At 73.2% G+C, this 12,579-nt stretch carries 5 protein-coding genes, 1 tRNA gene and 2 pseudogenes; 2 read left to right on the forward strand and 6 right to left on the reverse strand.

Going from position 1 to position 12,579, the window contains the following annotated elements; translation table 11 throughout:
* Nucleotides 1-143 precede the first annotated feature (143 nt).
* Nucleotides 144-539 (reverse strand): annotated as a pseudogene (locus OG534_RS38690) (mobilization protein); the annotation flags it as partial.
* Between OG534_RS38690 and OG534_RS16520 the strand changes: the two are divergent.
* Nucleotides 455-829: pseudogene (locus OG534_RS16520) on the forward strand (tyrosine-type recombinase/integrase); the annotation flags it as partial. The pseudogenes OG534_RS38690 and OG534_RS16520 overlap by 85 nt on opposite strands.
* 113 nt (nt 830-942) lie before the next feature.
* Here the strand turns inward: OG534_RS16520 and OG534_RS16525 are convergent.
* Nucleotides 943-1,016, reverse strand: a tRNA-Thr gene (locus OG534_RS16525).
* 187 nt (nt 1,017-1,203) lie between these two features.
* Here OG534_RS16525 and OG534_RS16530 point away from each other — a divergent pair.
* Nucleotides 1,204-2,736, forward strand: a complete 1,533-nt coding sequence (locus OG534_RS16530) for an MFS transporter (RefSeq protein ID WP_326588820.1) — start codon at nt 1,204-1,206, stop codon at nt 2,734-2,736.
* Nucleotides 2,737-2,764: 28 nt separating this feature from the next.
* On the opposite strand, the gene OG534_RS16535 is transcribed toward OG534_RS16530, so the two are convergent.
* From OG534_RS16535 to topA, 4 genes are all read right to left on the reverse strand, one after another.
* On the reverse strand, nt 2,765-4,333 hold the full coding sequence (locus tag OG534_RS16535) for an alpha/beta hydrolase (protein ID WP_326588821.1): 1,569 nt from the start codon (nt 4,331-4,333) through the stop codon (nt 2,765-2,767).
* 216 nt (nt 4,334-4,549) lie between these two features.
* Nucleotides 4,550-5,761 (reverse strand): DNA polymerase III subunit delta', encoded by a 1,212-nt coding sequence (locus OG534_RS16540; RefSeq protein WP_326588822.1) that lies wholly within the window; start codon nt 5,759-5,761, stop codon nt 4,550-4,552.
* Nucleotides 5,762-5,832: 71 nt separating this feature from the next.
* Complete coding sequence (gene tmk / locus OG534_RS16545) at nt 5,833-9,138, reverse strand: dTMP kinase (RefSeq protein ID WP_326588823.1); 3,306 nt, start codon at nt 9,136-9,138, stop codon at nt 5,833-5,835.
* Nucleotides 9,139-9,412: 274 nt separating this feature from the next.
* Complete coding sequence (gene topA, locus OG534_RS16550) at nt 9,413-12,232, reverse strand: type I DNA topoisomerase (protein WP_326588824.1); 2,820 nt, start codon at nt 12,230-12,232, stop codon at nt 9,413-9,415.
* Nucleotides 12,233-12,579: the final 347 nt, after the last annotated feature.

Consider the following 12,579-nt stretch of genomic DNA (forward strand, 5'->3'; position numbering starts at 1 on the left):
GCTGGGGTGGGTCCGCATGTGCGCGTCGTCGCTGCGATCTCCGGGGTAGCTGTGAACCACGTCGGCTGGTCGGGCTGTCCTGCAGGGCGGGCCGACTGCCGCAGGGCGGAACACGGGGCGGCATGGAGGTCAGCGTCGTGCGCGGTTCGGCGGCGCTGCGGACTCGGTGGGCGGATGTGCGCCTTGTCCCGGCTGGCGGTCCACGATGCCGTTGTGCGTCGGCGGCCCGCTTCGGTGCGGGGGTTGGTGATGGGGTTTCGGCTGGTGTGCTGGAGTCGGGTGGTCAGGACGCGGGCGAGTTGGCGGGCTGTGCCCAGTTCGCGCTGTGCTGCGGCCTCCTTGAGGAGTTGGTGGGGTTGGTGACCTCGGGCTTCCGCGTCAGCCAAGAGAGCGGCGAGGGCGGGCCGGCTGGGGTCGGTGAGTATCCGGTCGGCCTGGTCAGGGATGGCGCCGTGCCTGGCTGCACCCGGGCAAGGTGACCGATCTCTTCGAGCGGCTCGTCTCGGCCTCCGGGCTGCCGCCGATCCGGCTGCACGATCTCCGACACGGGGCGGCAACGCTCATGCTGGCGGCTGACATCGACATCAAGATCGTGTCGGACACGCTCGGGCACAGCGACACCCGGATCACGCGCGACATCTACCAGAGCGTGCTCCCCCACGTCAGCAAGAGCGCCGCCGAGGCCACAGCCAAGCTGGTCCCCCTCCAGCGCAAGGCCGAGCAGGAAGAGCAGGCCCGCAAGGCCGCCAAGAAGGCCAAGCAAGCCGCGAAGGCGAAGGCCAAGGGGAAGAAGAAGGGCAAGGCTGAGAAGGCCGCCAAGAAGGGCTGACGCCCCCTCCGCTCACGCACGGAGTCTCGGGCCCCAGACGACGCGCGCGCCACCCGACCCCGGAAATAGCAAAACCCCCAGGTCACGGCGAGTGAGTCCTGAGGGTTCTACAGAGCCGCCTTCGGGATTCGAACCCGAGACCTACGCATTACGAGTGCGTTGCTCTGGCCAACTGAGCTAAGGCGGCACCGCTGGTCAGACAAGTATTCCCTCGAAGAGGAGCGCTCATCAGCAGCGGCGCCAAGTCTACAGGGTGTGAGCGGGTGCCCTGAACCGGGTTCTGCGGGGGTGAGTCGCGCGTCACATACTAGGACGGACGTGCTGTTTCCGGTACATCGTTCTGCCGTGCGTCCCCCGAAGGGGTGAGGGATCCCGTGGCCCGAGCCGTGAACCGCAAAGGCCTCGCCGCAGGACGTCACTCCACGTCCGGGTCCGGGCGCTGGGCGATGCTCGCCGTGCTGTGCTCCAGCCTGCTGCTGGTGGCGATGGACGCCACCATCCTGAACGTGGCGCTCCCCGCGCTCATCGACGACCTGCAGCCCAGCGCCGTACAGCAGCTCTGGATCATCGACATCTACGGGCTGGTCCTCGGCGGGCTGCTCGTCACCACCGGCGCCCTCAGCGACCGGCTGGGCCGCCGCAAGCTGTTCCTGATCGGCTTCGTGCTGTTCGGCGTGGCCTCCGTGCTCGCCGCGACCGCCGGCAGCTCGACGCAGCTCATCGCCGGGCGCGTGCTGCTCGGCGTCGGCGGGGCGATGGTCATGCCGTCCACGCTCTCGCTGATCCGGAACATCTTCACCGACGCCCACGAGCGGGCCCTCGCCATCGAGATCTGGGCCGCCGTCGCCGGCGCGGGCGCCGCGATCGGACCGCTCGTCGGCGGGCTGCTGGTCGAGCGGTACAGCTGGGCCGCCGCCTTCTGGGTCAACGTCCCCGTGGTCGTCGTGACCGTCGCCGCCGGTCTGTGGCTGCTGCCCGAGTTCAAGGACGCCGGCGAGCACCCCCTCGACGTGCTCAGCGCCGTGCTCTCCGTCGCCGGCATCGTCGCCCTCGCCTGGGGGATCAAGCACGTCGCGAAAGGCAGCACCGCGGCGGCCAACCTGGCGATCCTCTCGGTCGGGGTCGGACTGCTCGCCTGGTTCGCCCTCCGGCAGCTGCGGCTGAAGGATCCGCTGCTCGACGTACGGCTCTTCCGGTACCGGCCCTTCGCCGCCGCCGCCCTCGTGACCCTCATGGCCATGCTCGCCGCCGGCGCCGCGCTGTTCCTGGTGTCCCTGTGGCTGCAGTACGTCCACGGCTACTCCCCCTTCGAGGCCGGCCTGCGCACCCTGCCCACCGCCCTCGCCATGCTCGGCAGCTCGCTGCTGACGCCGACCCTGATGCACCGGATCGGCGTACGGGCCTGCATGGCCATCGGCCTGGCCGGACTGGTCGCCGGGTTCACCCTGCTGGCCCTGGCCCCGCAGCCGACCTCGTACGCCTACATCGCCGTCTTCCTCGTCACCCTCGGCTTCAGCGACGGCCTCGCCGTCACCACCGCCGCGTCCGTGCTGGTCTCGGCGGTCCCGGCGGAGCGGGCCGGACAGGCCGGCGCCGTGTCCGAGACCTCGTACGAGCTGGGGGTGGGCCTCGGTGTCGCGCTCCTCGGTTCCGTCCACGCGGCCGCGTACGCCGGGCAGATGGCCGGGGCGCCGACCCAGGCGGCCGAGTCGATCGGCGGGGCGAAGGAGTACGCCGAGCACCTGCCGGCCGCGGAGGCAGCCGGGCTGATGGAGCGGGCCCGGGACGCCTTCGACAGCGCCCTGAGCACGACCTCGTACGTCTCGATCGGCATCGCGGCCGCGGTGCTGGTGCTCGTGATGTGGATGGTGCCCGGCTCCTTCAGGACCACCGGGCCGGGCCATTAGGCGGGAGCGGGCCGGACAGGCCCCGGCCTCAGCACTTCTTGCCGTCTTCCGGCGCCTTGCCCTCCAGCAGGTAGCGGTTGATGGCGGAGTCGATGCAGGCGCTGCCGCGCCCGTACGCCGTGTGGCCGTCGCCGTCGTAGGTGAGGAGCGTGCCCGATTCGAGCTGGCCGGCCAGTGCCTGCGCCCACTTGTACGGGGTCGCCGGGTCGCGGGTGGTGCCCACGACGACGATCGGCGGGGCGCCCTTCGCGGTGAGCGTCTTCGCCTTGCCCGTGGCCTTCACCGGCCAGTACCCGCAGTTCAGCGAGGCCCAGGCGAGGCCGGCGCCGAAGACCGGGGAGGCCTTCTGGAAGGAGGGCAGGGCGGCGTCGACCGCCTCGGGACCGGTGAAGGCCGGGGGCTGGTCGATGCAGTTGACGGCGGCGTTCGCGAACATCAGGTTGGCGTACTTGCCGTCCGCGTCGCGCTCGTAGTAGCCGTCGGCCAGGCTCAACAGGCCCGCCCCGTCGCCGTTCAGCGCCTCGGTGAGCGCCTCGCGCAGCCGCGGCCAGGCGCTCTCGTCGTACAGCGCCGCGATCACACCGGTCGTCGCGAGGGATTCGCCCAGCGGACGGCCCGCCTCCCCGGTGGACACGGGCTGGGCGTCGACCTTGCGGAAGAACTCCTTCAGCCGCGCCGCCACCGCGTCCGGGTCGCCCTGGCCGAGCGGGCAGTCGGCCTGCTTCGCGCAGTCCTCGGCGAAGGCGGTGAACGCCGTCTCGAAGCCCGCCGTCTGGTCCCGGTTCAGATCGAGCGCGGGCCGGGAGGGGTCCATCGCGCCGTCCAGGACCAGCCGGCCGACCCGGTCGGGGAAGAGGTCCGCGTACGTCGCGCCCAGGAGAGTGCCGTACGAGGCCCCGACGTACGTGAGCTTCTCGTCGCCGAGCACCGCGCGCAGCAGGTCCATGTCCCGGGCGGCGTCGACGGTGGAGACGTGCGGCAGGACCCGCTCCGAGCGCTGCTTGCAGCCGGCGGCGAACTCCTTGAAGGCCGTCACCAGCAGGGCCCGCTCGGCCGGGTCGTCGGGTGTCTGGTCCACCTGCGTGTATTTGTCCATCGCCGGGCCGGTCAGGCACTCGACGGGGCTGCTGCGTTGCACCCCGCGCGGGTCGAAGGAGACCATGTCGTACCGGGCGCGGACCGGCGCGGGATAGCCGATGCCCGCGTACGCCTGGAGGTAGCCGATGCCGGAGCCGCCCGGGCCGCCCGGGTTGACCACGAGCGAGCCGAGGCGCTTGCCGGGGCCGGTGGCGGCCCGGCGCGCCACCGCGATGTCGACGTCCTGGCCGGAGCCGGGGTTCGCGTAGTCGAGCGGGGCCTTCATGGTGGCGCACTGGAATCCGGGGACACCGCACTCGCGCCAGTCCAGCTTCTGCGCGTAGTACGGGCGCAGCGCGGCCGCATCGGGGGACGGCTGCGCCGAGGGCTCACCGGACTCCCCTCCGGAGGCCGCGGAGGCCCGGGGTCCCCCCGACCCGCCGGAGGTGCACCCGGAGAGCAGCAGCCCGGCGGCTGCGATGACGGTCCCGGTGGTACGCAGCAGGCGACTGGTGTCCATCCTCGGAGCGTACGGCCTGCCGCAGGCGTGTAGGAGGCGTCCCTGCACCGGACGGCCGCGCGCCTTCCGTGGCCCGCGCCGGGCAGGGAACGGACGGGGCCCGTCCCGGACCGGCCGGCCGGTCCGCCCGTACGGGTGAACCGGTCAACCGGGCGTGGACCCCGCACGGCGTCCCGGCGGTGGTGGCGGGCCGGGGCGCACGGCGGCCGGGGGTGGTCAGCCCGCGCGCAGCGACATCGTCATCGCCTCGACCGCGAGGAGCGGGGCCACATTGCGGTCGAGGGCGTCACGGCAGGCGATGATCGCCTCGATCCGGCGCAGGGTCCGCTCGGGTCCCGAGGCCCGGGCGATCCGGTCGAGGTCCTGCCGTACCTCCTCGTTGGAGATGGCCACGGACGAGCCGAGCTGCAGGGCCAGGACGTCCCGGTAGAAGCCGGTGAGGTCGGTCAGCGCCAGGTCGAGGGTGTCGCGCTGGGTACGGGTGCGGCGGCGCTTCTGCCGGTCCTCCAGCTCCTTCATCACGCCCGCCGTGCCGCGCGGCATCCGGCTGCCGGCGCCCGCTCCGGCACCGAGGGCGGCCCGCAGCTCCTCGGTCTCCTTGGTGTCGACCTCCTCCGCGACCTGCTTGGCGTCCTCCCCGGCGGCGTCGACCAGCTCCTGGGCGGCCTTGAGGCAGCCGCCCACGTCGTCGATGCGCAGCGGGAGCTTCAGCACGGCGGCCCGGCGGGCCCGGGCGGTCTCGTCGGTCGCGAGCCGGCGGGCCCGGTCGATGTGTCCCTGGGTCGCGCGGGCGGCGACGGCGGCGACGGCGGGCTCGATGCCGTCGCGCCGGACCAGCAGGTCGGCGACGGCCTCGACGGGCGGGGTGCGCAGGGTCAGGTGGCGGCAGCGGGAGCGGATCGTGGGCAGCACGTCCTCCAGCGAGGGTGCGCACAGCAGCCACACCGTCCGCGGAGCGGGCTCCTCCACCGCCTTGAGGAGCACGTTGCCGGCTCCTTCGGTGAGCCGGTCGGCGTCCTCCAGGACGATGACCTGCCAGCGGCCGACGGCAGGGGAGAGCTGGGCCCGGCGGACCAGGTCGCGGGTCTCCTTCACACCGATCGACAGCAGGTCGGTGCGGACGATCTGCACGTCGGAGTGGGTTCCGATGATGCTGGTGTGGCAGCCGTCGCAGAACCCGCAGCCCGGCTCACCGCCGAGGGCGCGGTCGGGGCTGGTGCACTGCAGGGCGGCGGCGAAGGCCCGGGCGGCGGTGGCCCGTCCGGAGCCGGGCGGGCCGGTGAACAGCCAGGCGTGGGTCATCTTGGACGCCGCCGGCGGCGCGGTCCTGTCCGTGACGGCCGTGACCAGCGCATCGGCGTCGCGGGCGGCGGCGGCCAGCTGCGTCTGGACCCGCTCCTGTCCCACCAGGTCGTCCCATACGGGCATCCCGCCCACCACCTTTCACTCTCCGTGCACCCATTGTGGCGGGCGCCACCGACAATCCGGTCCAGCCCAGGTCAGCGGCTGCGGCGAGACCCGCGTTCGCCCTCGTCGCCGTCCTCGTCGTCCCGGTGGCGGCCCAGCAGTTCGTCCGCCAGCGTCGGCAGATCGTCCAGCGGGGTCTCCTCGGCCCAGTCCGAGCGGGCGCGACGCGGCCGGCCGTCCTCGCCGAGGACGGGGAGCTCCCGCGTCCGGTCGTTGCCGGAGTCCCGGAAGATGCCCGAGGGCACCCGGTCGGCCGGGTTCTCCTCGGGACGCTGGGCCGTAGGCCGCGAGGCGGACCGGGCCCGACCGGCACCACTGCCGCTCCCGCTGCCACTCGCGCCACCGCTGCCCCGCAGGCCCGCCTGACCGCTCGCCTGCGGGCCGGCCGGGCGCACGGGCGGCAGCACCGCCGTCTCGTCGGCCGGGCGCACGGGCGGCAGGACCGCCGTCTCGTCGGCCGGGCGGACCGGCGGCAGCACCGCGGTCTCCGCGGCGGACGCCGGGTCGGTCTTCGGCACCGGAACGGTCTGCGTGACGTCGTCCGGCTGGACGACCCGCTTGACCACCGGGGTCTCGATCGTCACCGCGTCGTCGGGGTGCGGGCCCTTGGTCATGCCGACCTTGGGAGCGGGCGTGGACGTGGGCGTGGGCGCAGGTGTGGGTGTGGGCGCAGGTGTGGGTGTGGGCGCAGCCGCGGGAGTCGCCGCAGCCGCAGCAGCCTCCGCCGCGGCAGCAGCAGCCGCGGCCTTCGCCGCCGCCTCGGCCGACGCGGCCTCCACCAGCCGGCGGGCCTCCTCGGCCTTCAGCAGGGCCTCCTCGGCGCGCCGCTGCTTCTCCAGGCGCCGCTCCTCGGCCTCGGCCCGCAGCCGGGCCTCCTCCTCCGCCTGCCGGCGCAGCCGCTCCGCCTCGGCCGCGCGCGCCCTCTCCTCGGCCTCCACGCGCAGCCGCTCGGCCTCGGCCCGGGCCCGGGCCTCCTCCTCGGCGCGCAGCCGCTCCTCCTGTGCCTTGCGGGCGGCCTCCGCCTCGGCCTTGATCCTCGCTTCCTCGGCCTCGCGGGCCTTGCGGGCCTCCTCCTCGGCCCGGAGCCGCGCTTCCTCCGCCTTGCGCGCCGCCTCTTCCTCGGCCTTGCGCCGGGCCTCCTCCTCGGCGAGGCGCCGGGCCTCCACCTGGGCGGCCACCTCGGCCTCGGAGAGCGGGAGCATCCGGTCCAGGCGGTGCCGTACGACGGTGGTCACCGAGTCCGGGTCCTGGCTCGCGTCGACCACCAGGTAGCGGCCGGGGTCGGACGCGGCAAGGGTCAGGAACCCGGACCGCACCCGCTGGTGGAACTCCGCCGGCTCCGACTCCAGCCGGTCCGGCGCCTCCGTGAACCGCTCCCGCGCCGCCTCCGGCGACACGTCGAGCAGCACGGTCAGGTTCGGGACGAGCCCGTCGGTGGCCCAGCGCGAGATCCGGGCGATCTCGGTCGGGGACAGGTCGCGGCCGGCGCCCTGGTAGGCCACGGAGGAGTCGATGTAGCGGTCCGAGATGACGACCGCGCCGCGCTCGAGGGCGGGGCGCACCACCGTGTCCACGTGTTCCGCGCGGTCGGCGGCGTACAGCAGTGCCTCGGCGCGGTTCGAGAGCCCGGCCGAGGAGATGTCGAGCAGGATCGAGCGGAGCCGCTTGCCGACGGGGGTGGCCCCCGGCTCGCGCGTCACGACGACCTCGTGGCCCTTGCCCCGTATCCAGTCGGCCAGCGCCTCCACCTGGGTGGACTTGCCGGCTCCGTCGCCGCCCTCCAGGGCGATGAAGAAGCCGGTGGCGGACGCCGACTGGACGGGTTCCCCGCCGCGCAGCGCCTCGCGCAGGTCACGCCGCAGCGGTACGCCGCTGCGGTCGTCGGCCTTGCTGAGCACCACGACGGCCACCGGCAGCAGCAGGGCGCCGACGAGCATCAGGGTGAAGGCGGCGCCGCCGTGCGAGAAGACGACCTCGCCGCCGGTGAGCCGGTGCGGGCCGATCAGCGCGGCCAGGACCGGGGCGACGACGGCGGCCAGCGCCACGGCCACCCGTACGACGGCTTGGAGGTGCTCGGTGACCCGGGCCCGGCGGAATTCCTCGGTCTCCTGGTCCAGCAGGGTGTGGCCGGTGTGGGCCGCGACGCCCGCGGCGGTGCCGGCGAGCAGCGAGAGGAACAGCACGGTGGCCGTGTCCGGGACGAGCCCGCTCAGCAGCAGCGCGAGTCCGGTCACCGCTATGGCGAGGGCGAGCAGCCGGCGCCGGGACAGGGCGGGCAGCACCTTGCCGGCCTGGGAGGCGCGGATGCCGGCGGCGGTGCCGCCGACCAGCGCGAGGACGAGCAGTGCGAAGGCGGCCGGGCCGCCGCCCAAGTCGAAGGCGTGCAGGACGGCCACGGCGACCGCGCAGGACACCGCCCCGGCGACGGCGGCGCAGGCCAGGACCAGGAGGGGGATGACACCCGTACGGCCCTTGTCCGGCCGGTCGCCCGTCTTGGGGGCGCGCAGGCCCTCCAGCGGGGAACGGGGGCGCGGGGTCGCCCCGGTGGGCAGCACCAGCGGGAGCAGCAGCGAGACCGACGCGGCGAAGAGGCCGGAGGCCACGTACGAGCCGAGCGCGGCCTGGTTCGCGGCGAACCAGTCCACGCCGAGGCCGAGCGCCTTGCCGACCAGGGTCGCGGCGAGCAGCGCGGCCGCGGCGATGGGCAGCGCCGCGAAGGCCGTGCGCAGGGTCAGCCGGCGCAGCGCGTCCAGGTGGTCCGGGAGCGGCCGTACGGTCGCCCCCTCCGGCGGCGGCGCGGGCAGCAGCGCGGGCGCCGCGCTCTCCTTGGCCAGCGTCCACAGCCGCTCGGCGGCGCCGGAGACGAAGACGGTGGCCAGCAGCGCGGTGAGCGCGTGGGCCGGGATCCAGTCGAGCCACAGCGGGGCGACGACGAACAGCGCGAGGCGGACCCCGTCGGCGCCGATCATCGTCCAGCGGCGGTCCAGCTTGCCGCCCGAGCCGAGGAGACCGGACAGCGGGCCGAGGAGGACCGCGCCGAAGAGCAGGGTGGCGAGGATCCGGACCCCGAAGACGGCGGCGACGGCGAGGGCCGCGCCGGCGTACCCGCTGCCGAAGGGCCCTTCCGCCACAGCGGCTTGGAGGGCCAGCAGCACCAGCACCAGCAGCGCGAGGGCATCGCCGATGCCGCTCACCAACTGGGCGCTCCACAGCCGGCGCAGCCTGGGGGTGCGCAGCAGTGCGCGCACCGCACGCTCGCGGGAATCCGCGGCTAGGGCTTCGTCGTAGGTGGGGTTTGCCGGGGCGGTCACGACCGTTGGCTGCTCGGCTCGCGTCATCCGCCCAGCCTATCCGTTGCACCTGGCCGGTGCGGAAGCCTGTGGACGAGCCCGGGTGTGACCCCGGACCCACCGAGCGGGACTCCACCCGTACTCCAGGGTTTTTCGGCCCCGCCGACGTGTGAGGCACGGGTCCGGGGGCGGAGCACCCGACCTTCGAGCCCGCCGGGTCCGGGTCCGGGCAGCGGTCAGGGCCCCGTGCGGTGTGCACGGGGCCCTGACCGGACTGCTCGGACTTGCCCGGACTCGCCCGGAGGTCGGACGGCGGCGGAGGTTACTCGTCCGCCGGGGCGGCGGCGGCCGTCTTCTTCGCCGTCGCCTTCTTCGCCGTGGTCTTCTTCGCGGCCGCGGTGGTCTTCTTGGCCGTCGTCTTCTTCGCGGCAGCGGTCTTCGTCGCCGTCGCCTTCTTCGCCGGGGCCTTCTTGGCGGGGGCCTTCTTCGCCACCTTCTTGGCCGGGCCCTTCGCCCGCTTCTCCGCGAGCAGCTCGTAGCCCCGCTCCGGCGTGATCGTCTCGACGTCGTCGTCCCGCCGCAGCGTCGCGTTCGTCTCGCCGTCCGTCACGTACGGCCCGAAGCGGCCGTCCTTGACCACCACCGGCTTCTCGCTCACCGGGTCCGTGCCCAGCTCCTTCAGCGGCGGCTTGGCCGCGGCCCGGCCCCGCTGCTTCGGCTGCGCGTAGATCGCGAGGGCTTCGTCCAGGGTGATCGAGAAGAGCTGGCCCTCGCTCTCCAGCGACCGCGAGTCCGTGCCCTTCTTCAGGTACGGGCCGTAGCGGCCGTTCTGGGCCGTGATCTCCACGCCCTCCGCGTCCACGCCGACCACGCGCGGCAGCGACATCAGCTTCAGCGCGTCGTCCAGCGTGACCGTGTCCAGGGACATCGACTGGAAGAGCGAGGCCGTCCGCGGCTTGACCGCGTTCTTGCCCGTCTTCGGCGTGCCCTCGGGCAGGATCTCCGTCACGTACGGCCCGTAGCGGCCGTCCTTGGCGACGATCTCGTTCCCGCTGACCGGGTCCTTGCCGAGCTCGAACTCGCCGCTCGGCTTCGCGAACAGCTCCTCCGCGTACTCCACCGTCAGCTCGTCCGGAGCCATGTCGTCCGGCACGTCGGCCCGCTGGTGGCCTTCCGCGTCCTTCTCGCCGCGCTCCACGTACGGCCCGTAGCGGCCGACGCGCAGCACGATGCCCTCGCCGACCGGGAAGGAGGAGATCTCCCGGGCGTCGATCGCGCCCAGGTCCGTGACCAGCTCCTTCAGACCGCCGAGGTGGTCGCCGTCGGCCGGCACGACCTCGGTCGCGTCCTCCGAGCCGAAGTAGAACCGCTTCAGCCACGGCACGGACTGGGCCTCGCCCCGCGCGATGCGGTCGAGGTCGTCCTCCATCTTCGCGGTGAAGTCGTAGTCGACGAGCCGGCCGAAGTGCGTCTCCAGCAGGTTCACCACGGCGAACGACAGGAAGGACGGCACGAGCGCCGTGCCCTTCTTGAAGACGTAGCCGCGGTCGAGGATGGTGCCGATGATCGACGCGTACGTCGACGGGCGGCCGATCTCGCGCTCTTCGAGCTCCTTGACCAGCGAGGCCTCGGTGTAGCGGGCCGGCGGCTTGGTCGAGTGCCCGTCCGCCGTGATCTCCTCGGCGGCGAGCGCGTCGCCCTCCGCGACCTGCGGCAGCCGCTTCTCGCGGTCGTCGAGCTCGGCGTTCGGGTCGTCCGCGCCCTCGACGTACGCCTTCATGAAGCCGTGGAAGGTGATCGTCTTGCCGGAGGCGGTGAACTCGGCGTCACGGCCGTCCGAGGCACGCCCGCCGATCTTCACGGTGACGCTGTTGCCGACCGCGTCCTTCATCTGGGAGGCGACGGTCCGCTTCCAGATCAGCTCGTACAGGCGGAACTGGTCGCCGGTCAGACCCGTCTCGGCCGGAGTGCGGAAACGATCACCCGAAGGACGGATCGCCTCGTGCGCCTCCTGCGCGTTCTTGACCTTGCCGGCGTAGACGCGCGGCTTCTCCGGCAGGTAGTCGGCCCCGTAGAGCTGGGTGACCTGCGCCCGCGCCGCCGACACCGCGGTGTCGGACAGCGTGGTGGAGTCCGTACGCATATAGGTGATGAAGCCGTTCTCGTACAGCTTCTGCGCCACCTGCATCGTCGCCTTCGCACCGAAGCCCAGCTTGCGCGAGGCCTCCTGCTGGAGCGTCGTCGTGCGGAAGGGGGCGTACGGGGAACGGCGGTACGGCTTGGACTCGACCGACCGGACGGCGAACGAGGTGTCGGCCAGCGCGGCGGCGAGCGCCCGGGCGTTCGTCTCGTCGAGGTGCAGCACCTCGCTCTTGAGCTGCCCGTTCGAGCCGAAGTCACGGCCCTGCGCGACGCGCTTGCCGTCCACCGTGTTCAGGCGGGCGACCAGGGTCGAGGGGTCGGAGGCGTCGCCGGCCCGCCCGGTGGAGAAGGTTCCGGTCAGGTCCCAGTACTCGGCGGAGCGGAAGGCGATGCGCTCGCGCTCCCGCTCGACGACCATGCGGGTGGCCACCGACTGGACGCGCCCGGCCGACAGCCGCGGCATGACCTTCTTCCAGAGGACCGGCGAGACCTCGTAGCCGTAGAGGCGGTCGAGGATGCGGCGGGTCTCCTGGGCGTCGACCATGCGCTGGTTCAGCTCGCGCGGGTTGGCGACGGCGTCGCGGATCGCGTCCTTGGTGATCTCGTGGAAGACCATCCGGTGGACGGGGACCTTGGGCTTGAGGACTTCCTGCAGGTGCCACGCGATGGCTTCGCCCTCGCGGTCCTCATCGGTGGCGAGGAAGAGCTCGTCGGACTCGGCCAGCAGGTCCTTGAGCTTGCGGACCTGCGCCTTCTTGTCCGCGTTGACCACGTAGATCGGCGCGAAGTCGTGCTCGACGTCGACGCCGAGGCGGCGGACCTCGCCGGTGTACTTGTCGGGAACCTCGGCCGCGCCGTTCGGGAGGTCGCGGATGTGCCCGACGCTCGCCTCGACGACGTATCCCGGGCCGAGGTAGCCCTTGATCGTCTTCGCCTTGGCTGGGGACTCGACAATGACGAGTCGGCGGCCGCCCTTTGCGGTCTCGCTAGTCGGGGACAACTTGGCTCTTCTCTCCGGTCGGCACTCGGTCGCGGTACGGCGACGCTGCGGAGTGTGACGGTACAACCCGCCCCCGTGTCAAACGGCAGAAGCCCGCAACGGCCACTCGAACGGTAACCCGACAAGTGCCGTTTCTGCCGCCCGGATGCCGCGCCGGACCGTTGGCGATCACCGGGCCGGGTGGCCGGGGGGCCGTCTGGCCCCGCTCCCGCACCCTCTCCCACGTCGGCTTTCTCCGCCGGATCCACGCCGGAGCGGAACCCCGCAACCCGCTGTGGCGGACCCGGTGTGACGTTCGTGCGCGGCGCCCGGGCCCGCCGGCCGGCGACAGCGCCGCCGACGGACGG

This window comes from Streptomyces sp. NBC_01294 (assembly GCF_035917235.1).
Classification (GTDB): Bacteria; Actinomycetota; Actinomycetes; order Streptomycetales; family Streptomycetaceae; genus Streptomyces; species Streptomyces caledonius.